The organism is Streptomyces sp. NPDC031426, assembly GCF_055581585.1.
This window is the reverse complement of sequence record NZ_JBVIJE010000006.1, coordinates 39,339-61,148: the sequence shown is the minus strand read 5'-3', so window position 1 is coordinate 61,148 and position 21,810 is coordinate 39,339. Positions and strand designations below refer to the sequence as shown.

The following is a 21,810-nucleotide window of genomic DNA, read 5'->3' as shown; positions in this document are numbered from 1 at the left end:
CCCCCCGCGGCGAAACCCCTTTCCACAGCACAGGGCGACCGGATCGTCGCGGCGCGGAACCGATCGGCACCGGCGTGGCGTCTAGGGGGGCGTGCAGCGTCAAGGCTCCATAGGCGGCGGCAGCGCCGCGATCCATGTCCGGGTGACGGGAGGTGTCCTCCTCGTCGCCCATCTCGCCCTCGTCGCCTGGCTGATGCTGCGACCCCTGGACGTCCCCTGGGTCACGCCCCCCAACCTGCACCCCTTCGCCGGCATCCGGGCCGACCTGGCCCTGGGCTGGCCGCAGGCGGCCAGACGCATCGGCGAGGGCCTGGCCCTGCTCGCCCCGCTGGGCGTGCTGCTGCCGATGGCACACGGCAGGCTCACCGGCTCCCCGCTCTCCTCCCTGGTCCGTACGACCGCCGCGGGCGCCCTCGTCTCCACCGGCGTAGCCCTGCTGCAGACCGGCGTGCCCGGCAGGGTCGTGGACGTCGACTCGCTGCTGCTGAACACGGCGGGCGTCGCCCTGGCCCACCTGGCCGTCGTACCGGCGGGCCGCGCCTGGCTGCGGCGCCGGGACGCACGGCCGGACGCCGGGGCGGAGCCGCCCGTCACCGTGCAGGAGGAGCTGCCTCAGGGTCGCACCCCGACGATTCCCAGGGTCGGGATCGCCCCGTAGAGCGACGCTTCGCCCGCTTCGTCTCCCTACTGTGGAAGACGGTCGAGGGACGCCACCGGGGCGGCCCCGGCCCCGGCTCGACGAGCGAGCCGACGACCACGGAGGAGTCGCCATGTCCGCCCTTGCCCGCCCCACCCACGGCCGCGTGATCGGCGGAGTGTGCGCCGCACTGGCACGGCGCTTCGGCATCTCCGCGACGACGATGCGGGTGATCTTCCTGCTCTCCTGCCTGCTGCCGGGCCCGCAGTTCCTGCTCTACATAGCACTGTGGATCCTGCTGCCGGCCGAGGACAAGACACGCACCGCCTGGTGAGGGCGGACGCGTGAACGCCGCTGGGGCGCCCTCGGACAGTTCCGGGGCGCCCCGGCGGCGTCGTACGGCCGTCGGCGTCGGCGTCAGCCGAGCGGGATCCCGTTGACCGGCAGACCGTGCGTGGGCAGGCCGGTGTTGTGCAGCGGCAGCCCGCCGAGCAGCCCGGCGACCGGCGCGGTCGGGCCCTTGGCGAGCACGTTCTGGACGGCCGGCTGCGCGGCGGCCACCCCGGCACCCACGGCACCCTTCCCCTGCGAGAGCACCTGGGCGGCGCCCGGCAGCGCCTTGGAGACGTTCTCGGCCGGCAGCGTCCTGGTGACGGAGTCCAGCGCCTGCGTGGCCGGGGCGGCGTCGGGGACGGCCGGGGCCGCGTTGGCCGCTCCCGCGCCGACGGCGGCGAAGGCGGCACCGAGGGCGGCGACACCGAGGGTCTTGGCAGCAGACTGCTTCATGGTGAATGCGTCCTTGAATGCGGAGACGGAGATCACGAACGATTGAGCGGTCCACGACCGTAAACATGCCGGGCCGCCCGCCGCAAACACCGAAATGCGGACGGCTTGTGAAAGCGCGTCCGCATTCCGCGCGGGAGTCCGGGGGTGACTAGCCCTCGGAATCGGCAGAGGTGCTGGTGGAGGCCGTCTGCCGGAACAGCCATTCGGATTTCAGCTCCGCATACCCGGGCTTGACGACGTCATTGATCATGGCGAGTCGTTCATCGAAAGGAATGAACGCTGATTTCATCGCATTGACGGAGAACCATTGCAGATCATCGAGCGTGTAACCGAAGGCATCGACCAGATGCTCGAATTCCTGGCTCATGCTGGTGTGCGACATCAGCCGGTTGTCGGTGTTCACGGTGGCCCGGAAGTGCAGCCGGCGCAGCAGTCCGATCGGGTGCTCGGCGTAGGAGGGCGCCGCCCCGGTCTGCAGGTTGGAGCTGGGGCACAGTTCCAGCGGGATCCGCTTGTCACGGACGTACGACGCCAGCCGGCCGAGCGTCACGGAGCCGTCCTCGCGGACCTCGATGTCGTCGATGATCCGCACCCCGTGCCCGAGCCGGTCGGCGCCGCACCACTGCAGCGCCTGCCAGATGGACGGCAGCCCGAAGGCCTCGCCGGCATGGATGGTGAAGTGGTTGTTCTCGCGCTTGAGGTACTCGAAGGCGTCCAGGTGCCGGGTGGGCGGATAGCCGGCCTCGGCGCCCGCGATGTCGAAGCCGACGACTCCGGAGTCCCGGTAGCGGTTGGCGAGCTCGGCGATCTCCAGGGAGCGGGCGGCGTGCCGCATGGCGGTCAGCAGGGCGCCGACCCGGATGCGACGGCCGTTCTCCCGGGCGAGCCGCTCGCCCTGCCGGAACCCCTCGTTGACGGCCTCGACCACCTCCTCCAGGGTCAGCCCGCGCTCCAGGTGCTGCTCGGGGGCGTACCGCACCTCGGCGTAGACGACGCCGTCCTCCGCGAGGTCCTCGGCGCACTCGCGGGCCACCCGGACGAGCGCCTCCCGCGTCTGCATGACGCCGACGGTGTGCCTGAAGGTCTCCAGATACCGTTCCAGCGAGCCGGAGTCGGCGGCCTCGCGGAACCAGAGGCCCAGCTTGTCCGGATCGGTCTCGGGCAACTCCGAGTAGCCGGTCTCCTGGGCGAGTTCGACGACGGTTCCGGGGCGGAGCCCGCCGTCGAGGTGGTCGTGCAGCAGAACCTTGGGCGCCCGGCGGATCTGGTCCGGCGTCGGAAGCGTCCCGGTCGGTGCGGTCTGGCTCGTCATTTCCGCACTGTAGCGCCTACGCGCGTAGAAGACCGGGAATCGGCGACATCGCTTTTCCGCCGATACGCAAAGGTGACCGCACGTAAGGGTTTCGTACACCGCTCCTTCTGACACTGTTCTGCCATGGGACAGCAAGCGACGCCGGCCCGAACGGCCAGGCTGGGAAAGGCAGTCGGCCCGGAGCCGACGGCGGTGTGCGGAGCGGTGGTGCTGCTCCCCGGCGGGGAGGAGGTCTCCGACCGCGGGCCATCCCTCGTTCGGGCGGCGACCGCGCTGCGCTCTCTGGGCCGGCGGTTCGCTCGCGCGGGGCGGGAGGAGGGACTGGCCGTCCATACCGTCCACTACCGGTACCGGGGCTGGAACGGCAGCGAGGCGCATCTGGCGGCGGACGCGGAGTGGGCGGCCGACGAGGTCGTACGACGGTACGGGGACGTTCCCGTGTGCCTGGTCGGGATGGACATGGGCGGCCGGGCGGCGCTGCGGGCCGGTGGGCATGAGGCCGTCAACTCCGTTGTTGCGCTGGCTCCTTGGCTGCCGGAGGACGATGTGGCCGCGCCTGCCGAGCCGGTGCGGCAGCTCGTGGGGCGGCGGGTGCTGATCGTGCACGGCACGAACGACGAGCGGACCGATCCCGAGCTGTCGTTCCGGTTCGCGGCACGGGCGAAGAAGGTGAACCGGGAGGTGTGCCGGTTCGAGGTGCATTCCGACGGGCACGGGCTGCATGGGCATCGGGACGAAGTGGCCTGGCTGGCCGTCGATTTCATGATGGGGGCGCTGTTCGGGCACTCCGTGTCCCGCCCTGTCGAGGACGCACTGGCCGCTCCGCCGCCGATCGGGCTCCGGATGCCGTTGGCCGCGGGGTTCGGTAAGTCGTTGAGGCGGTAGAGCCCCTTCGGGCCGGCGCCGCTCAGGTCGGCAGCAGGCTTCCTCGTCTCGACAGCAGGAACTTCTTGAACGCCGCCACCGGCGGGGTGTCCGGGCGGTCCGCCAGCCATGCCACGCCGATCTCCCGTACCGCCCTCGGGGCCGTCACCGTCAGCTCCACGACCCCTGGCCTGGGGACCGTCGGCGGTGGCAGGAGGGCGACCCCCAGGCCCGCCGCCACCAAGCCCCGCAGGGTTTCCGCCTCCTCGCCCTCGAAGGCGACCCTCGGGCGGAAGCCGGCCTCCCGGCACAGGGAGTCGAAGATGCGGCGCAGGCCGTAGCCGGGTTCCAGGGTGACCCAGGATTCGTCGGCGGCCTCGGCGAGGCGGATGCGGCGGCGGGAGGCCAGGCGGTGGTCGGCGGGGACCACCAGGCGGAGTTTCTGCTCGTCCAGGCGGCGGGCGACCAGATCGGGGGCGTCGGGGACCGGTGAGGTGAGGCAGAGGTCCAGCTCGCCGGCGCGCAGGCCCTCCAGCATGGCCTCGCCGTAGTTCTGGACCAGGCTGAAGCGGACGCGCGGGTGGTCCTCGCGGAAGGCGTGCAGAAGGCCGGGTACGGTCTCGGCGCCCATGGTGTGCAGGAAGCCGAAGGCGACCTTGCCGGTGGCCGGGTCGGCGTCGGCGCGCACCTCCTCGGCGGCCCGCTCGATCTCGGCGAGGGCGCGTTCGACGGAGGTGAGGAAGGTGCGGCCGGCGGGGGTCAGGGAGACCGTGCGGCCGTGCCGGGCGAACAGGTCGACGCCGAGGTCCTGCTCCAGGCGGGCCATCGCGCGGGAGAGGGTGGACTGGGGGACGTTCATCTCGTGGGCGGCGCGGGTGACGTGCTCGGTGCGGGCCACGCCGGCGAAGTACGCGAGGCGGGGCGCCAGCACCCGCGACATCGCGGACATGTCTTCTGTGTCACTGTTCGGTGACAGGCGAGGCTGTGAGCTCTGCTGATGCTGCATGGGAACGATTATGGCGATTCCATGCATTGGACGGATGAGACGGCCCTCCATACGGTCGAGGCATGTCTCCCGCCAGTACCGGGGCGTCCACCATCGTGGGCGCCGCACCGCACGTCCCCGTCTCCGACACCTCCGCCTCCGACTCCCGTATGACTCCGGGCGGGCCCGGCTACCGCCGGATGAGCCTCGCCCTCTTCCTCGCCGGAGTCGCGACCTTCGCCCTCCTGTACTCCACGCAGGCCCTGCTGCCGCTGATCTCCGGCGAGTTCGGGGTCGCGGCGAGCGAGGCGAGCTGGACCGTGGCGGCCGCGACCGGCGGACTTGCCCTGTTCGTCCTGCCCATGAGCGCCCTCTCCGAGCGCTACGGCCGCCGTACGGTGATGACGGCCTCGCTGGCCGTCGCGGTGACCGTGGGACTGCTGGTGCCGTTCGCGCCGTCGCTCGGGGTGCTGGTGGTGCTGCGGGCGCTGCAGGGCGCGGCGCTGGCCGGGCTGCCGGCCTCGGCGCAGGCCTATCTGGCCGAGGAGGTCCGGCCGAAGGCGCTGGTCACGGCGATCGGCCTGTTCGTCGCGGGCAACAGCGTGGGCGGCATGAGCGGCCGGGTGATCACCGGCTGGGTGGCCCAGGAGTGGGGCTGGCGGGTGGCCGTCGGCGTGATCGGCGTGATCGCCGTCGGATGCGCGATCGCCTTCCGGCTGCTGCTCCCGGCGCCGAAGCACTTCATGGCCGGTTCGCTGCGGCCCGGGGTCCTGCTCGGCACGGTCCGCGCCCACCTCGCGAACCCGCTGCTGCGGCGGCTGTACGCGATCGGCGCGCTGTTCATGACGGTGTTCGGCGGTGTGTACACGGTGATCGGCTACCGGCTCACGGGTGCGCCGTTCGGGCTGCCGCAGGGCATCATCGGCTCGATCTTCCTGGTCTACCTGGTGGGCACGGTGTCGGCGTCCACGGCGGGCCGGCTGGTGGGCCGGCTCGGCCGCCGGGGCGCGCTGTACCTGGCGGGCGGTACGACGGCGGCGGGCCTGCTGCTCTCGCTGGCCCCCTCCCTGCCGCTGGTCCTGCTGGGCCTGGTGCTGATCACGGCGGGCTTCTTCGCGGGCCACGCGGTCGCCTCCTCGGCGGTCAGCAAGACGGCCACGCGGGGCCGCGCCCAGGCCTCGGCCCTGTACCAGTCCATGTACTACATCGGCTCCAGCGTCGGCAGCACGGTCGGCGCGACGGCCTTCCACGCCGACGGCTGGGGCGGCACGGTCGGCGTCGGTCTGCTCGCGGTCGCCGGCGTCGTCACCATCACGGTGCTCGGCACGCGCGCGGCCCGGGTGGCGGCGCGGCGGGAGCCGGTCGTGGCCTGACGCGCCGAACCCGGCGTTCCCCCTGCTCGGGGCCGGTTGTCAGTGGGCGCGGATAGCGTCTGCCGGACAACTGGCCCTTCGATGCAGGGGGTTTGCCGTATGGAGTTCCGGATCGCGCGCGGAGAGCTGGCGGAGGCCGTGGGCAGGGCCGCACGCGCGCTGGCCGCCCGGACGCCGGTGCCCGTGCTCGGCGGACTGGTGCTGACCGCGGAGGCGGGGCGGCTACGGCGACGACGTGGCGGCACAACGGCTGCCGGCCGTCCTGCGGGGCGCGGCGGAGGTCACCGTGGCGTTCAACCCGGCGTATCTGCTCGACGCGCTGACCTCCTTCGAGGGCACCGGGCTGCGGATGGAGCTGCTCGGGGCCGGGCAGCGGGCGTTGCTGGGCGGAACCGGGGTGGCAGAGGGGCACCGGCATCTGCTCATGTCCGTGAAGCAACTGGTCTGAGCTGCGCTTTTCCGGACTCGGGGGGCCGTTGTCAGTGGGCTGCGGTAGCTTCCCAAGTGCTGGGGCGCGATGGCGCGCTACAGGGACGGCCACAGGGGTGGGTGGACGATGGGTGACAGCACGGCGACGGCGGACCTCGACGTCGCACTGGAGAAGCACCGGACCGAACTGACCGGGTACTGCTACCGGATGCTCGGCTCCTCCTTCGAGGCGGAGGACGCGGTGCAGGACACCCTGGTGCGGGCGTGGCGGAGCTACGACAAGTTCGAGGGCCGCTCCAGCCTGCGCTCGTGGCTGTACCGGATCGCGACGAACGTGTGCCTGGACATGCTGACGGCGGGCAACAAGCGGGCGAGACCGATGGACCTGACGGAATCGACACCGCTCGCGCAGGTCGCGCTCTCCCCCCGCCCCGACCACACCTGGCTGGAGCCGATGCCGGACGCGCGCGTGCTGCCTACGGTCGACGATCCGGCGGAGGCCGCCGTCGCGAAGGAGTCGATCCGGCTGGCCTTCATGGCGGCCCTCCAGCAGCTGCCGCCCAAGCAGCGGGCGGTGCTGATCCTGCGCGAGGTGCTGGCCTGGAAGGCCAGCGAGGTCGCCGAGCTGCTGGACACCTCGGTCGCCTCGGTCAACAGCGCGCTGCAGCGGGCACGGGCCACGCTCGCGGAGCGCGCGGACGCGAGCCCCGAGGGCGCGGTGTCCGATCCTCTCGACGAGGAGCAGCAGAAACTCCTGGAGCGCTATGTCAAAGCCTTCGAGGGCTACGACATGACGGCGCTGACGGCGCTGCTGCAGGAGGACGCCATCATGACGATGCCGCCGTTCGACCTGTGGCTGCGCGGCCCCGCCGACATCACCGGTTTCATGTCGACGCTCGGTGCCTCCTGTGCCGGCTCCCGCCTGCTGCCGGTGCAGGTCAACGGACTGCCGGGGTTCGCGCACTACAAGCCGGACGAGGAGCAGGGCGGTTTCGCTCCCTGGGCCGTGCAGGTGCTGGAGCTGTCAGAGGGCCGGATCACCGGTTTCCACTGCTTCCTCGACACCAAGCGCTGGTTCCCGCTCTTCGGCCTCCCCCTCCATCTGGAAGCGGAGCCCGGCGAGGTCGAGAAGGGCGTGTAGCGCGGGATCGGGGTCCCGCAGCCGAATCCGCCCGCCGGCCCGGCGGGCGGCCAGCTCCAGCCGGGCCAGCAGGTCCACGGCGGCCAGGCCCGGGGGCCCGAGCCCGCCCACGTCGCACACGACGACGCGGGCCCCGCTGCCCGCCAGCAGCATCTGCACCCGGGCACACAGCGCCGCCGCCTCGTCCCGGGTGACAGGGCCGGGCAGCACGAGCACGGCGGGTTCCTTGGCATCCACGTTCGGTAGACCGGCGGACCGGGCGGAACTCATCGGCATCGATCACCGCCGGCACAGAGCACATTGACCGGTTCCCCGTTCTCCTCGGAGGGTTGGCCGTGTGACGGGGGTGCTGAGCGGGTTCGCGGTGATCGCGGTCGTCATCGGGGTGGGTTATGTGCTCGGGCGGCGCGGGACGCTCGGGGTGCAGGGCGGCGAGGTGCTGACCCGGCTGGCCTTCACGGTGGCGGGCCCCGCGCTCCTGTTCACGACCCTCGCGCGCGCCGACCTGTCGGTGCTGTTCTCGGCTCGCCTGCTGGTGACGGCTCTGAGCACGGCGGCGGTCGTCGGGGCCTTCGTGGCGGTGGGTACCGTACGCAGCTGGGGCGTGGGCCGTACGACCATCGGCGCTCTGTGCTCCGGTTACGTCAACTCGGGCAACCTCGGTATTCCGATCGCGGCGTACGTCCTGGGCGACGCGTCGCTGGTGGCGCCGGTGCTGCTGTTCCAGGTGGTCCTGGTGGCGCCGGTCGCGCTGACGATCCTGGACCTGTCCGGCATGGGCGAGAAGGGCACGCTGTGGCGGCGCCTGCTGACACCGCTGCGCAATCCCATAGCGGTGGGCTCGCTGTCGGGAGTCGTGGTGTCGGCGGCGGGCTGGACCATCCCCGGCCCACTGCTGAATCCCCTGACCCTGATCGGCAACATGTCAGTCCCGGCGGCCCTGCTGGCCTTCGGCATGTCGCTGCCCGGCAGTTCGGCCCCCGGCCGGGGCCGGGACCGCCGACTGGTCCTGCTGTCCGTGGCGTTGAAGTCCCTGGGCCAGCCGCTGGTGGCGTGGGCGCTGGCGACGGCGGTCTTCGGCCTCCACGGCGCCCCGCTGCTGGACGTGGTGGTGACCTCGGCCCTCCCTGGCGCGCAGAACATCTTCACCTACGCGAGCCGCTACCGGGTGGCCGAGGGCCTGGCCCGCGAGTCGATCCTGCTGTCGACGGTCGTGTCGGTGCCGGTGCTGGTGGGAGTGGCGGCGGTGTTGGGGTGACGGCAGGTCAGTCGAAGGGGAACTCGCTGGTGTCGAGCTCCAGATTGAACGGCTCCGGAAGCATGAACTCGTCCCCGAACTTTCCTGCGCGCAGCACGCGGTACACATCGCCCTGCGGCTCACCGTACAGCGTGATGGTGGGGCCTCCGGGCGCCCAGCTGTCGATGAGGAGGTAGAGCGGAACGCCCGCCTGAGCGTATCCAGCGGCCTTCTTGATGCGGTCGTTGCTCGCGTTCGACTTCGAGGTGATCTCAACGACCAGCTCGGCCGCAGCCGCCGGGACGTAATTGCGCTTCTCCACGCGCAGTGCCTCCCTCGGCGCTACCGCGAGGTCGGGCATGTAGAGCCCGTCGCGGGACGGCACGGCCGTGCCCAGAGTCTGGTAGATGCCCCAGTCCCGAGGAATGACCTTGTACAGCTCGCGCTGCACGAGGTCGGCAAGTCGTTATCGGCGTTGGACGGCGGTGGTGCCACGGTGACGATCCCCTCGATGATCTCCACCTTGCAGCCCTCTGGCGCGTCCGTCTCCTGCCAGATCCGGACGACGTCGTCCCACTCGTGGCTGCTGGCCGACGAGTGGTCGACATCGGTGCGTCACCGATCCCAGCATGCCGAACGGGACCGGCGGCGGTCCACCGATCCCGTTCACCCGAAAGGGAAATCCCCTGGTCAGGCGATACGTTCCAGCACCACCGGCGACGGCGTGAAGTCCGTGCCCGGCGCCGCGATGTCGTACGAGCCCTGCACCGCCTGCAGCGCGTACTCGAAGCGCTCGGGGGTGTCCGTGTGGAGGGTCAGGAGGGGCTGGCCCTCCGTCACCGTGTCGCCCGGCTTGGCGTGCATCTCGACGCCCGCCGCCGCCTGCACCGGGTCCTCCTTGCGGGCGCGGCCGGCGCCGAGGCGCCAGGCGGCGATGCCGATGCCGTAGGCGTCCAGGCGGGTGAGGACACCCGAGGACGGCGCCTTGATCACGTGCTGTTCCTTCGACGTGGGCAGCACCGCGTCCGGGTCGCCGCCCTGCGCCGCGATCATGCGGCGCCAGACGTCCATCGCCGAGCCGTCGGCCAGGGCCTTCGCCGGGTCGGCGTCCTTCACCCCGGCCGCCTCCAGCATCTCGCGCGCCAGGGCCAGCGTCAGTTCCACCACGTCCGCCGGGCCGCCGCCCGCCAGGACCTCCACCGACTCGCGGACCTCCAGCGCGTTGCCGGCCGTCAGGCCCAGCGGGGTCGACATGTCGGTCAGGAGGGCCACCGTCTTCACGCCGTGGTCGGTGCCCAGGCCGACCATGGTGGTCGCCAGTTCGCGGGCGTCGTCCAGCGTCTTCATGAAGGCGCCGCTGCCCACCTTCACGTCCAGGACCAGGGAGCCCGTGCCCTCGGCGATCTTCTTCGACATGATCGAAGAGGCGATGAGCGGGATCGCCTCCACCGTGCCCGTCACGTCCCGCAGCGCGTACAGCTTCTTGTCCGCCGGGGCCAGGCCGTCGCCCGCCGCGCAGATGACCGCGCCGGTCCCCTCCAGCACGGACAGCATCTCCTCGTTCGAGAGCAGCGCGCGCCAGCCCGGGATCGACTCCAGCTTGTCCAGGGTGCCGCCCGTGTGGCCGAGGCCCCGGCCGGAGAGCTGCGGGACCGCGGCACCGCAGGCCGCGACGAGGGGGGCCAGCGGGAGCGTGATCTTGTCGCCGACGCCACCCGTCGAGTGCTTGTCGGCCGTCGGGCGGGACAGGGTGGAGAAGTCCATGCGCTCGCCGGAGGCGATCATTGCCGCCGTCCACCGGGCGATCTCGCGCCGGTTCATGCCGTTGAGCAGGATCGCCATGGCGAGCGAGGACATCTGCTCGTCGGCGACCTCGCCGCGGGTGTACGCGTCGATGACCCAGTCGATCTGCTCGTCGGTCAGCTCGCCGCGGTCCCGCTTGGTGCGGATCACGGAGATGGCGTCCATGGCCATGGCTGGTGGCTTCCTTCCGGAGGTGCGAAGTGTGCGGCCCCCCTGCGAGCGGGGCAGGGGGGCCGTACGGGACTTACTTGGTGAGATGGTCCGGGCCGAAGGCCTGGGGCAGCATCTCGGACAGCGAGAGGACGCCCGCGGGGGTGTCCAGGAGGAGGTCCGGGCCCCCGAACTCGTACAGCAGCTGACGGCAGCGGCCACAGGGCACCAGCAGTCCGCCGGTGCCGTCCACGCACGTGAAGTGCGTCAGGCGGCCGCCGCCCGTGCGCTGCAGGTCGGACACCAGGCCGCACTCGGCGCACAGGCCGATGCCGTAGGAGGCGTTCTCCACGTTGCAGCCGGTGACCGTGCGGCCGTCGTCGACCCGGGCCGCCACGCCGACCGGGAAGCCGGAGTAGGGGGCGTAAGCGTGGGACATCGCCTCGCGCGCCACCTCCCGCAGCGCCTCCCAGTCGAACCCGGCGGCATTCCGCGTCACTTGCCCTGACCCTTCCGGTAGCGCATGCCGTCCGCCTTCGGCATCCGCAGGCGCTGCGCCGACAGCGACAGCACCAGCAGGGTGACGACGTACGGCGTGGCACCCACGAAGTCACTCGGGACCTCGTCGGTGACGAGGTACCACAGCAGCACCAGCGCCGCCACGATCAGGCTGATCGCGCCCTGCCACAGCGACGTGCGATACAGCTTCCAGCCTGCCAGGGCGACGAGCAGAATGACCAGCAGGAGCAGCAGCGCGTGGACGGTCGGACCGCCGTTGCGCAGCTGGAGGGCGTCGGAGTAGCCGAACAGGCCCGCGCCCATCGCGAGTCCGCCCGGACGCCAGTTGCCGAAGATCATCGCCGCGAGGCCGATGTAGCCGCGGCCACCGGTCTGGCCCTCCAGGTAGGTGTGCGAGGTGACCAGCGCGAGGAAGGCACCGCCGAGGCCGGCGAGGCCACCGGAGACGGCCACGGCCGCGTACTTGTACGTGTAGACGTTGACGCCGAGGGACTCGGCGGCGGTCGGGTTCTCACCGCAGGAGCGCAGCCGCAGACCGAACGGGGTGCGCCACAGCAGCCACCAGCTGCCGACGAACAGCACCACGGCCAGGATCGTGATCACGGACAGGTTGGTGACCAGACCGCCGATGATGCCGGCGAGGTCGGAGATCAGGAACCAGTGGTGGGTCTCGATCGAGTGCAGGCCGCTGGACAGGCCGGGCACGGTGACCTGCGGCAGCGAGTCCACCGGCGGGGACTGCTTGGGGTTGCCGCCCGCGTTGGCCGCGCTGCCGCCCGCGAAGAACAGCTTGGCGAGGTACTGGGTGGCGCCCAGCGCGAGCAGGTTGATCGCGACACCGGAGACGATGTGGTCGACGCCGAAGGTGACGGTGGCGACGGCGTGCAGCAGGCCGCCGAGGACGCCGAAGCCGATCCCGCACAGCAGGCCGAGCCAGGGGCTGGACTGCCAGCCGACCCAGCCGGCGCCGAAGGTGCCGAGGATCATCATGCCTTCGAGGCCGATGTTGACCACACCGGAGCGCTCCGACCACAGACCGGCGAGGCCGGCGAGGCCGATCGGCACGGCGAGGCCGAGCGCGGCGCTGACCTGGCCGGCGGAGTCGAGCTGCTGGGAGCCGGTGATCATGCGGACCGCGGCCAGGAGCAGCAGCGCACCCGCCACGAGCAGGAGGATCTGGCCGAAGGAGCGGCCCGAGCGCTGCGGCGCGCCCGCCGCCTTGGGCGCCGCGGGCGGCGGCGTGTCGGTCATCGTGGCAGTCATCACGCCACCTCCTGCTTCTTCGTCGGGGCGGCGGCCTGGGCGGCGAGTTCGGCGCCGACCTTCTGCTGCTGGCGCTTGAGGCCGTAGCGGCGCACGACCTCGTAGGCGATCACGACGCACAGGACGATGACGCCCTGGATGACGCCGAGGATCTCCTTGTCGTAGCCCTGGAACTCCAGGTGGTTGGTGGTGCGCTCCAGAAAGCCCCAGAGCAGGGCGCCGAGCGCGATGCCGATCGGGTGGTTGCGGCCGAGCAGCGCGATGGCGATGCCGGTGAAGCCGATGCCGACCGGGAAGTCGTTGCTGTACGCGTAGGAGTCGTTGAGCAGGGTCGGCATGCCGATCAGACCGGCCACCGCACCCGAGATGATCATGCTGGTGGCGATCATCTTCTTCACGGACACACCGCTCGCGGAGGCGGCGCTCTCGGACTGGCCGACGGTGCGCAGGTCGAAGCCGAACCGGGTGCGGCCGAGGACGAACCAGTACGCGACACCGACGGCGGCGGCGATGAAGATGAAGCCCCACAGCTGCCCGGCCGGGCCGGTGTTGATGCTGAAGAAGTACGAGGACGACGGCAGCGGCTTGGTGGAGACCACGGTGCCGCCCTGTTCCAGCTGGGCCAGCTTTCCGGGCTGCAGCAGGTAGGCGATGATCGCGGTGGCGATCGAGTTCAGCATGATGGTCGAGATGACCTCGCTGACGCCGCGCGTCACCTTGAGGACGCCCGCGATGGCCGCCCACAGGGCGCCGGTCGCCATGGCGCAGATGAGGATCAGCGGGATGGCGATCCAGCCGGGCACGGTCAGCGCCCCGCCGAGGACGGCGGCGAAGAACGCGGCGAGCCGGTACTGGCCGTCGACGCCGATGTTGAACAGGTTCATCCGGAAGCCGATGGCGACGGAGACGCCCGCGAGGTAGTACGTCGTCGCCTTGTTCAGGATGTAGACCTGGCTGTCGCTGGCGAAGCCGTAGGTCATCATGTCGCTGAACGCGGAGCCGGGGTTCTTGCCGGTCGCGAGGATCACCAGGGCGGTGACGACGAGCGCGGCGACGACCGCCAGCACCGGCGCGGCGAGGCCGAGGAGCAGCCGCTCCTTGTCGATCCGTGAGGTCAGCTTGTTCATCGCTCGTCGTCCTCTGTGTGCTCCAGGTGGCCGGTGGCCGCACCCGTCATGGCGGAGCCCAGCTCTTCGGGGGTGATGGTGGCGGGGTCGGCGTCGGCGACCAGGCGGCCGCGGTACATCACCCGCAGGGTGTCGGAGAGCCCGATCAGCTCGTCCAGGTCCGCGGAGATCAGCAGGACGGCCAGTCCCTCGCGGCGGGCCTCGCGAATGTAGTCCCAGATGGCCGCCTGGGCGCCGACGTCCACACCGCGGGTGGGGTGGGCGGCGATGAGCAGCTTGGGGTCGTGGCTCATCTCGCGGCCGACGATCAGCTTCTGCTGGTTGCCGCCGGACAGCGAGCCCGCGGTCACGTCGATACCGGGGGTGCGGACGTCGTAGGCCTGGACGATCCGCTCGGTGTCGGCGCGGGCGGCCTTGATGTCGAGCAGCCGGCCGCGCACGTTGGGCTTCTCGGTGACGTGGCCGAGGATGCGGTTCTCCCACAGCGGGGCTTCCAGCAGCAGGCCGTGGCGGTGGCGGTCCTCGGGGATGTAGCCGATGCCGGCCTCGCGGCGGTCGCGGGTGGGGGTGCCGGAGATGTCGGTGCCGTCGAGGGTGATCACGCCGGCGTCCGGGTGGCGCATGCCCATGATCGCCTCGACCAGCTCGGACTGGCCGTTGCCCTCCACACCGGCGATGCCGAGGACCTCGCCCTTGTGGATGGTGAGGGAGATCTGGTCCAGGATGATCCGCTCGATGCCCTCCAGGTCGGTCTGCGCCAGGTGCAGCCCCTCGACCTTCAGCATCGGCACGTCCGTGACGGTGGACTCCGCGGTCTCCGGGGTGGGCAGCTCGGCGCCGACCATCAGCTCGGCGAGCTGCTTGGGGGTGGTGCCCTGCGGCGAGACCGTGCCGACGGTGGTGCCGCGCCGGATGACGGTGATCTCGTCGGCGACCGACAGCACCTCGCCCAGCTTGTGGGAGATGAAGATGACGGTGAGGCCCTCGGACTTCAGCTCGCGCAGGTTGTCGAAGAGGGCGTCGACCTCCTGCGGCACGAGCACGGCCGTCGGCTCGTCGAGGATGAGGGTCTTGGCGCCACGGTAGAGGACCTTGAGGATCTCCACGCGCTGGCGGTCGGCGACGCCCAGCTCCTCCACCAGCACGTCCGGGCGGACGTTCAGGCCGTACGCGTCCGAGATCTCCTTGATCCTGGTGCGGGCCTTGTTGCCGATGCCGTACAGCTTCTCCGCGCCGAGGACGACGTTCTCCAGCACGGTGAGGTTGTCGGCGAGCATGAAGTGCTGGTGCACCATGCCGATGCCGCGGGCGATGGCGTCGCCGGGGTTGTGGAAGGTGACCTGTTCGCCATTGACCGTGATGGTGCCCTCGTCCGGCTGCTGCATGCCGTAGAGGATCTTCATCAGGGTGGACTTGCCGGCGCCGTTCTCACCGCACAGGGCGTGGACGGTGCCCGTGTGGACCGTGATGTCGATGTCGCGGTTGGCGACGACGCCGGGGAAACGCTTGGTGATGCCGCGCAGTTCGACGGCAGCGGGAGGGCTGGACGCGTTGATGGCGCACTCTCCTCGGGGAAAGGGGCTGCGTAGGGGAGGGCTTGGGCGTCGGCGACGCTAGCGCGGCAACTCCACGCTACACGCGTAGAGTTGACACATTGTTATGGCTCGACGGGGGGGCTCCGGAGGGCGCCCCCGCGCCGAGCCTCAGGTCCCGCGGTACGGCCGGACCGCCGCATCGGCGGTCCGGCCGTACCGGACGGGTCACGGGGTGGTCTTGACCTTGATCTGGCCGGAGACGATCTTCTGCTTCGCGGCGTCCAGCTTGGGCTGGATGTCGTTGATGAAGCCACCGCTGGTGGCCAGCGAGACACCGTTCTTGGCGAGGGAGTAGGCGTTGAGGCCGGCCAGCGGCTTGCCGTCGTGCACGGACTTGATGAAGTCGTACACACCGACGTCGACGTTCTTGACCATGGAGGTCAGGATCGAGTTCTTGTACTTGGCCAGACCCGGGATGTTGTACTGGTCCGAGTCCACGCCGATGGCCCAGGCACCCTTGGTGCCGCTGACGGCCTCGATCGCGCCGTTGCCGGAGGAGCCGGCGGCCGAGTAGATCACGTCGGCGCCGTTGTCGAGCATGCCCTGCGCGGCCTCCTTGCCCTTGTCGGGGCTGGCGAAGCCGGAGAAGTCCGAGCCGTGGCTCAGGTACTGGGTGTCGACCTTGATCTTCGGGTTGGTGTCCTTGACGCCCTGGACGTAGCCCGCCTCGAACTTCTTGATCAGCGGGACGTCGACACCGCCGATGAAGCCGACGTGGTCCTTCTTGGTCTTCAGTGCCGCGGCGACACCGGCCAGGTAGGAGCCCTGCTCCTCGGTGAACGTGATGCTGTCGACGTTGCTCGCGTTCACGACCGAGTCGACGATGCCGAAGTTGGTCTTCGGGAACTGCTTGGCGATCTTGGTCACGGCCGGCGCGTAGGAGAAACCGACGGCGACGATCGGGTTGTACCCCGCCTGCGCCAGGTCCGACAGGCGCTGCTCGCGGTCGGCCTCGGTGTCGGAGGTCTTGGCGGTCAGCTCCTTGATGGAACCGCCGAACTCCTTCGCGGCCTTGTCGGCACCGCGCGCGGCGGAGTCGTTGAAGGAACGGTCACCACGGCCGCCGACGTCGTAAGCGAGGCCGATCTTGATGCCGCCCTTGGCGCCGCCCGAGGACGAGGGGCTGGCGTTGTTGTCGGAGGACGTGCTGCCACACGCGGTGGCAGTCACGGCGAGAGCTGCGGTGGCGATTGCCGCAGCGGAAAGCTTGGCTACCCGGCGCACGGGAGGCTCCTTCACCTGACCTGAGCGCCGTGTCGGCGCTTGATGTGAGCACCATGCCAGTGCTCGAGCCGAAACGCCCCGGCGGCGTCGGCTTCGCGGCATCGTAACGCGCGTAGATGTCGCAAAAAACCCTCTCGCGAAGCCGTTATCGATTCGAGGCAAACAGCGTCTGAACTCGCTCTCCCGGTCCTCTCATGGCGCTGTTGCGAAGCGTGTACGAATGGCTTACATGTGTGTTGCGCCGGCCAGCGGAACCGTCCCGGGCCCCGGGCACCCGCCTCGGAGGCCACCCCGGACGCCCGTCTCCGGGCCACCCCAGGGCCCCGCCTCGGTGCCACCCCGGACGCCCGTCCCCGGGCCACCCCAGAAGCCCGTCTCGGCGCCACCCCGGACGCCCGCCCCCAGCCCACCCCAGAAGCCCGTCTCGGCGCCACCCCGGACGCCCGCCCCCGGGCCACCCCAGAAGCCCGTCTCGGTCCCCCCCGGACGCCCGTCCCCCGGGCCGCCCCAGGGCCCGGTCTCGTGCCACCCCAGGAACCCGTCTCCGGGTCACCCCCGGGGGGGGCCGCAGAGACCCCGGGGCCCGGGCGCTCAGCCCTGTACGTCGTTCGGCTCCAGGAAGGCCGCCGCCGTGAACATCTCCACACCGACCTTGATGGCGTGCTCGTCGGCGTCGAAGTCGCCCTGGTGAAGATCGCGCACGGTGCGCTCGCCGGGCTTGCGGACGCCGAGCCGGGCCATGGCGCCCGGGACGTGCTCCTGGTACCAGGAGAAGTCCTCGCCGCCGAGGCTCTGCTCGGTGCTCTCGACGGAGTCCCGGCCCCGCCGCGCCGCCATCGCCCGGCGCAGCAGCTCGGTGGACTCCCGGTCGTTGACCACGGGCGGCACTCCGCGCACATAGGTGATCTCGGACTTGGCGCGGTGCATGGTGGCGACCTCGTCGATGGCCGCGTGCACGAGGTCGGGGGCCTGCCGCCAGGCCTCCAGGTCCAGACAGCGCACGGTCCCGGACAGCTCGGCGTGCTGCGGGATCACGTTCGGGGCGTGCCCCGACTCGATCCGCCCCCAGGTCAGCGCCAGCCCGGCCCGGGTGTCGACGCGGCGGGCGATCAGCGCGGGCAGGTCGACGGCGACCCGGGCGGCGGCGGTGACGAGATCGGTGGTCAGATGCGGCCGGGCGGTGTGCCCGCCGGGCCCGTCCAGGGCGATCTCCAGCCGGTCGCACGCGCTCGTGATCGCGCCGTGCCGCAGCCCGACCTTCCCGGCGTCGACGCGGGGGTCGCAGTGCACGGCGAGGATCCGCTCGACCCCCTTCAGCGCCCCGTCCTCGATGGCGTCCAGCGCGCCGCCGGGCAGCACCTCCTCGGCGGGCTGGAAGAGCAGCCGCACCGGCCGCGGCAGCAGGCCCTTGGCATACAGGTCGGCGAGCACGAGCCCGGCGCCGAGCACGACGGTCGTGTGCACATCATGCCCGCACGCGTGCGCCCGGTCGGGCACGGTCGACCGGTACGGGCAGTCGGTCTTGGTGTCCGGGATGGGCAGGGCGTCGATGTCCGCGCGCAGGGCCAGCAGCGGTACGGCCGGCCGCTCACCGTCCGTCATGCCGATGTCACAGACGAGTCCGGTTCCCTTGGCGAGCACCCGGGGCCTGAGCCCCGCCTGCTCCAGCCGCTCCTTGATCGCGGCGGTCGTACGGAACTCTTGATTGCCCAGCTCAGGGTGCATGTGCAAGTCGCGACGGAAGGCGACGAGTTCGGCGTGCAGGGCTTCGCTCAGCACGCCGGGGAGCACATCCCCCGCGAGGCCGGCCTCGGACTCTAGGGACATCAATTGCTTCACCCTCTGAAGGGTAGGACGCCCGGCTGGTCGACTACCCCTCGATCAACAAAACTTCAGCCCGTTAGGGGAAGAAAATCTGACCGGCGGACGCATGGCGGCGGACACTGATGGGTAAAACCTCTGTTTCTTCTTCCACGCATACCACGCCTCCCCGCACTCACGCGCGCCATGTCCACGAACCGGACCCCCTCCCACGCCCCCGGCCGGTAGGGTCCGCACCCGTGACCGACGCGACCGAGAACCCTCGCACCGAAGCCACCGAGGCCTTCCTCCGGACGACCCGCGCCTCCTACGACGCGATCGCCAAGGACTACGCCGCCCAGTTCCCGGCCGGCGGCTGGCACCCCCTGGACCGCAGCGTGATCACCGCCTTCGCCGAACTGGTCACCACGCACGGCACGGCCCCCGTGGCGGACCTGGGCAGCGGCCCCGGCCATGTCACCGCGCTCCTGGACGAGCTTGGCGTCCCGGCCTTCGGCGTCGACCTCTCCCCCGCCATGGTGAGCATGGCCCGCGACACCTACCCCCGGCTGCGCTTCCACATCGGTTCGATGACGTCCCTGGACCTGCCGGACGCCACCCTGGGCGGCATCCTCGCCCTGTACTCGACGATCCACGTCCCCGATGCCCACCTGCCGGCGGCCTGCGCGGAATTCCACCGCACGCTCCAGCCCGGCGGCCACGCCCTCCTCGCCTTCCAGACCGCCGGGGCGCCCGGCCATCTGCACCTCCCGGAGCGCTTCGGCCACCAGATCGACCTCGACTACTACTGGCGTACCCCGGAACAGCTCACCACGGCGCTGACGGAGGCCGGCCTGGAACTGGTGGCGACGGTGCGCCGGGAACCAGCCGCCGAGGAGACCCTGTCGAGAGCATTCGTACTGGCCCGCAAACCCGCCGCCGGAGCCTGAGCCGATCCGGTGACAGAACCCGATGGGCGGATCCGCACCAGCCCCCTCGCTGCTGGACGACCCCGTCCCCGTCCCGCCCCATGAAAGCCCGAGGCCAACCGGAAGCCTTTCGAACTACTCCGGCGCAACGGGAGTTGAGCCGACAGAAATGTCTGGACACGAAAGGGTGCCGTTTCCTCGCGGCGACCGCGATCGTTGCCGGAACGGTGGCGATGGCGGCTCCGGCGCAGGCCAGTACACAGGACTGCCCGCACTATCCGGCGGGCGAGGGCTACGTGGTCGGTTCGGGGGTCACGCGGGCATGCAACATCGGCCAGGGAGCGGGTGGCCCGGCCGACACGCTGACGTGTAACCAACTGCTCGTGGACCTCGGTGTCCGTGCGGCACACGCCGCCAGGGCGTGCGATCCGGCAAACGACTGATCCGGCACGGGATGCAGCAGCCCCTTGGCCCCCTGGCCTAGGCCGGGCTGGGGCTCACCGCCGCCAGGCGGTGTACGTCACGGGCCGTGCCGGTGACACCCGACAGAAAGCCCTGCGCTCGCGGCGACGCGTTCTCCGTGAGCCAGGCGGGGTCGATGTCGCACACCGCGACCCGCACGCCCGTGCCGGCCAGGGCCAGCGGCAGGGTGTGGACGACCGTCGAAGGGAAGCTGAGGACCGTACGGCCGATCGGGCCCCGGCGGGCGATCAGCTCCAGGGGGAGGTCCGGGCGGACTATCTCCAGGCCGGTCTCGGCGGCCAGGCGGTGCAGCTTGTCCGCGCTCTCGCGGCGGTGGGCGAAGTAGCGGGTCGCGCCGTGCGTCCTGGCCAGGGTGCGGACGGCCTCCAGATAGCGGTCGCCGTCCACCACGCCCGTCTCCACCAAGGACGTCCCCACCATGTCCGCCCCCTTGGTGATGCGCGGGGGCCCGAAGCGGGCACGGGTCCAGGAGAAGTCGTTGGCCGTGACCGTCACCCCGTCCGGGGTCTCCGTCACCGGCATGGAGGAGAAGACCTCGACCCTGCGGCGCGCGCTCGGCGTCAGCCGGCGCCGGGCCGAGGAGGAGACGGGGGCGAAGAGCAGGTCCCTCGCGCCCGGGCGGCCGCCCTTGCGGTGCCAGCGGACCAGCCGCTCACCGCGGGCCAGCTGGGCGACGAACTCCATCGTCGCCGTGCCGTCGTCGACCACGACCAGGTCCTTCGCCCGCGTGATCGTCAGCAACAGCTGCACATACCGCGAGAACGGGTCGCCCATGACGATCCGGTCGGCCTTTCTCAGGGCCCCCGCCAGGCCGCCGATCGTCGAGAAGGGCGCGGTCGTGCCGCCCCGCGCCTCCTCCCAGCGCACCCGGTACCCCTCGTCCCGGGCCAGGTCCGCCATGCGGCGCAGCTGGCCCCGGGACATGGGATCGGTCGGCGACAGGACGACGACCGTGAGCTCCGCGCCGGTCTGTGGAGGGTTGCCGGCCACCGTCCGCCGTACCTGCGCGGGCACGGACGGAAGCGGGTCCGTGGCCGGCAGCGGGTCCGGCTGCGCGCCGCGCAGGCCGTGCAGATGCGCCCACTCCAGTACGTTGAGCAGCTGGACCGGGCTCTCCACGAAGGCGAGCGTGCGGGGAGGGTGGCCGGCGTGACCGGCGCGGGGGCTCATCGGCGTACGACCGTCCCGTCGTAAGGGGATCAAAACACTCAGACCGTGACCGGCTCGCCCGCCGCCGCGGCGATCTCCGCCTCGGCGACGACGCCGGCGACGCGGCGCAGCTTCTTCATCGGGCCGAGCTCGGAGTCGTAGACCTTCTTGACGCCGTCACCCAGGGAGGACTCGATCACGCGGATGTCGCGGACCAGGCGCTCCAGGCCCTGCGGCTCCACCGACGCGGCCTGGTCGGAGCCCCACATGGCGCGGTCGAGGGTGATGTGACGCTCGACGAAGGCCGCCCCGAGCGCGACCGCGGCGAGGGTGGTCTGCAGGCCGGTCTCGTGGCCGGAGTAGCCGATCGGGACGTTCGGGTACTCCTTCTCCAGCGTGTTGATCACGCGGAGGTTGAGTTCCTCGGCCTTCGCGGGGTAGGTCGACGTGGCGTGGCACATCAGGATGTTGTCGCTGCCCAGGACCTCGACCGCGTGGCGGATCTGCTTCGGGGTCGACATGCCCGTGGAGAGGATGACGGTGCGGCCGGTGGCGCGCAGGGCGCGCAGCAGCTCGTCGTCCGTCAGGGACGCGGAGGCCACCTTGTGGGCCGGGACGTCGAACTTCTCCAGGAAGGCGACGGCCTCGGTGTCCCACGGGGAGGCGAACCAGGCGATGCCCTTCTCCTTGCAGTACTCGTCGATCTGGCGGTACTCGTCCTCACCGAACTCCACGCGGTGGCGGTAGTCGATGTAGGTCATCCGGCCCCAGGGGGTGTCGCGCTCGATGTCCCACTGGTCGCGCGGGGTGCAGATCTCCGGGGTGCGCTTCTGGAACTTCACGGCGTCGCAGCCGGCCTCGGCGGCCACGTCGATCAGCTTGAAGGCGTTCTCCAGCTCACCGTTGTGGTTGATGCCGATCTCACCGCAGATGTAGACGGGACGGCCGGGGCCGACCTCGCGGGAACCGAACGTACGCAGACGGGAGTTGGTGCTCATCAGGGG

General features: G+C 71.1%; 20 protein-coding genes and 3 pseudogenes. 9 read left to right on the top strand and 14 right to left on the bottom strand.

All coding sequences use genetic code 11. From position 1 onward, the window contains the following. Nucleotides 1-91: 91 nt before the first annotated feature. Nucleotides 92-658 carry a VanZ family protein gene (locus ACZ5NH_RS13470; protein WP_468774977.1) on the top strand — a complete coding sequence of 189 codons (567 nt, stop codon included), beginning with the start codon at nt 92-94 and terminating at the stop codon, nt 656-658. 112 nt (nt 659-770) lie between these two features. Beyond that, on the top strand, nt 771-971 hold the full coding sequence (locus tag ACZ5NH_RS13465; protein WP_388620020.1) for a PspC domain-containing protein: 201 nt from the start codon (nt 771-773) through the stop codon (nt 969-971). A gap of 83 nt (nt 972-1,054) precedes the next feature. On the opposite strand, the gene ACZ5NH_RS13460 is transcribed toward ACZ5NH_RS13465, so the two are convergent. After that, nucleotides 1,055-1,423 (bottom strand): ATP-binding protein, encoded by a 369-nt coding sequence (locus ACZ5NH_RS13460; RefSeq protein ID WP_468774975.1) that lies wholly within the window; start codon nt 1,421-1,423, stop codon nt 1,055-1,057. Nucleotides 1,424-1,571: 148 nt separating this feature from the next. Beyond that, nucleotides 1,572-2,735: an adenosine deaminase gene (locus ACZ5NH_RS13455; RefSeq protein ID WP_388620016.1), complete on the bottom strand. Its 1,164-nt coding sequence runs from the start codon at nt 2,733-2,735 to the stop codon at nt 1,572-1,574. Nucleotides 2,736-2,858: 123 nt separating this feature from the next. Here ACZ5NH_RS13455 and ACZ5NH_RS13450 point away from each other — a divergent pair, with 123 nt between their 5' ends. Then, nucleotides 2,859-3,620, top strand: coding sequence for a prolyl oligopeptidase family serine peptidase (locus ACZ5NH_RS13450; protein ID WP_468774973.1), 762 nt, complete (start codon nt 2,859-2,861; stop codon nt 3,618-3,620). 22 nt (nt 3,621-3,642) lie between these two features. Here the strand turns inward: ACZ5NH_RS13450 and ACZ5NH_RS13445 are convergent, their stop codons facing one another. After that, a complete protein-coding gene (locus tag ACZ5NH_RS13445; RefSeq protein WP_468774971.1) occupies nt 3,643-4,605 on the bottom strand; it encodes a LysR family transcriptional regulator in 963 nt (320 codons plus the stop codon). A gap of 62 nt (nt 4,606-4,667) precedes the next feature. Here ACZ5NH_RS13445 and ACZ5NH_RS13440 point away from each other — a divergent pair, with 62 nt between their 5' ends. The 4 genes and pseudogenes from ACZ5NH_RS13440 to ACZ5NH_RS13425 all read left to right on the top strand — a co-directional run bounded on the left by ACZ5NH_RS13440 (nt 4,668) and on the right by ACZ5NH_RS13425 (nt 7,527). Then, a complete protein-coding gene (locus tag ACZ5NH_RS13440; RefSeq protein ID WP_468774969.1) occupies nt 4,668-5,957 on the top strand; it encodes an MFS transporter in 1,290 nt (429 codons plus the stop codon). An 81-nt stretch (nt 5,958-6,038) separates the two neighbouring features. Then, nucleotides 6,039-6,122: pseudogene (locus ACZ5NH_RS13435) on the top strand (hypothetical protein); the annotation flags it as partial. A 49-nt stretch (nt 6,123-6,171) separates the two neighbouring features. Beyond that, nucleotides 6,172-6,405 (top strand): annotated as a pseudogene (locus ACZ5NH_RS13430) (DNA polymerase III subunit beta); the annotation flags it as partial. A gap of 108 nt (nt 6,406-6,513) precedes the next feature. Then, nucleotides 6,514-7,527 (top strand): sigma-70 family RNA polymerase sigma factor, encoded by a 1,014-nt coding sequence (locus tag ACZ5NH_RS13425; RefSeq protein WP_451552920.1) that lies wholly within the window; start codon nt 6,514-6,516, stop codon nt 7,525-7,527. On the opposite strand, the gene ACZ5NH_RS13420 is transcribed toward ACZ5NH_RS13425, so the two are convergent. Continuing rightward, a complete protein-coding gene (locus ACZ5NH_RS13420; RefSeq protein ID WP_468774968.1) occupies nt 7,411-7,797 on the bottom strand; it encodes an STAS domain-containing protein in 387 nt (128 codons plus the stop codon). The genes ACZ5NH_RS13425 and ACZ5NH_RS13420 overlap by 117 nt on opposite strands. Nucleotides 7,798-7,864: 67 nt before the next feature. Here ACZ5NH_RS13420 and ACZ5NH_RS13415 point away from each other — a divergent pair, with 67 nt between their 5' ends. Next, the gene (locus tag ACZ5NH_RS13415) at nt 7,865-8,785 is read left to right on the top strand and encodes an AEC family transporter (RefSeq protein ID WP_468774966.1); all 921 of its coding nucleotides are present in this window, start codon (nt 7,865-7,867) and stop codon (nt 8,783-8,785) included. A 7-nt stretch (nt 8,786-8,792) separates the two neighbouring features. Here ACZ5NH_RS13415 and ACZ5NH_RS13410 read toward each other — a convergent pair. The 8 genes and pseudogenes from ACZ5NH_RS13410 to ACZ5NH_RS13375 form a co-directional block, all read right to left on the bottom strand. Further along, nucleotides 8,793-9,395: pseudogene (locus ACZ5NH_RS13410) on the bottom strand (Uma2 family endonuclease). Nucleotides 9,396-9,454: 59 nt separating this feature from the next. Further along, nucleotides 9,455-10,738, bottom strand: a complete 1,284-nt coding sequence (locus ACZ5NH_RS13405) for a thymidine phosphorylase (RefSeq protein ID WP_468774964.1) — start codon at nt 10,736-10,738, stop codon at nt 9,455-9,457. Nucleotides 10,739-10,811: 73 nt separating this feature from the next. After that, nucleotides 10,812-11,216, bottom strand: coding sequence for a cytidine deaminase (locus ACZ5NH_RS13400; RefSeq protein ID WP_388619992.1), 405 nt, complete (start codon nt 11,214-11,216; stop codon nt 10,812-10,814). After that, entirely contained in the window at nt 11,213-12,499 is a 1,287-nt protein-coding gene (locus tag ACZ5NH_RS13395; protein ID WP_388619989.1) for an ABC transporter permease, read from the bottom strand. The genes ACZ5NH_RS13400 and ACZ5NH_RS13395 overlap by 4 nt, the downstream gene beginning before the upstream one ends. Then, complete coding sequence (locus tag ACZ5NH_RS13390) at nt 12,499-13,626, bottom strand: ABC transporter permease (protein ID WP_468774962.1); 1,128 nt, start codon at nt 13,624-13,626, stop codon at nt 12,499-12,501. The genes ACZ5NH_RS13395 and ACZ5NH_RS13390 overlap by 1 nt, the downstream gene beginning before the upstream one ends. Beyond that, nucleotides 13,623-15,149 carry an ABC transporter ATP-binding protein gene (locus ACZ5NH_RS13385; RefSeq protein ID WP_468775460.1) on the bottom strand — a complete coding sequence of 509 codons (1,527 nt, stop codon included), beginning with the start codon at nt 15,147-15,149 and terminating at the stop codon, nt 13,623-13,625. The genes ACZ5NH_RS13390 and ACZ5NH_RS13385 overlap by 4 nt, the downstream gene beginning before the upstream one ends. Nucleotides 15,150-15,386: 237 nt before the next feature. Next, on the bottom strand, nt 15,387-16,445 hold the full coding sequence (locus tag ACZ5NH_RS13380; protein WP_388619986.1) for a BMP family lipoprotein: 1,059 nt from the start codon (nt 16,443-16,445) through the stop codon (nt 15,387-15,389). 591 nt (nt 16,446-17,036) lie between these two features. After that, the gene (locus ACZ5NH_RS13375) at nt 17,037-18,272 is read right to left on the bottom strand and encodes an amidohydrolase (protein WP_468774959.1); all 1,236 of its coding nucleotides are present in this window, start codon (nt 18,270-18,272) and stop codon (nt 17,037-17,039) included. Between the two features lie 233 nt (nt 18,273-18,505). Here ACZ5NH_RS13375 and ACZ5NH_RS13370 point away from each other — a divergent pair, with 233 nt between their 5' ends. Next, a complete protein-coding gene (locus ACZ5NH_RS13370) occupies nt 18,506-19,195 on the top strand; it encodes a class I SAM-dependent methyltransferase (RefSeq protein ID WP_388619981.1) in 690 nt (229 codons plus the stop codon). A 459-nt stretch (nt 19,196-19,654) separates the two neighbouring features. On the opposite strand, the gene ACZ5NH_RS13365 is transcribed toward ACZ5NH_RS13370, so the two are convergent. Together ACZ5NH_RS13365 and ACZ5NH_RS13360 are read right to left on the bottom strand one after the other, a co-directional pair. Further along, on the bottom strand, nt 19,655-20,827 hold the full coding sequence (locus ACZ5NH_RS13365; RefSeq protein WP_451552911.1) for a hypothetical protein: 1,173 nt from the start codon (nt 20,825-20,827) through the stop codon (nt 19,655-19,657). 38 nt (nt 20,828-20,865) lie between these two features. After that, the gene (locus tag ACZ5NH_RS13360; protein WP_388619976.1) at nt 20,866-21,804 is read right to left on the bottom strand and encodes an N-acetylneuraminate synthase family protein; all 939 of its coding nucleotides are present in this window, start codon (nt 21,802-21,804) and stop codon (nt 20,866-20,868) included. Nucleotides 21,805-21,810 lie beyond the last annotated feature (6 nt).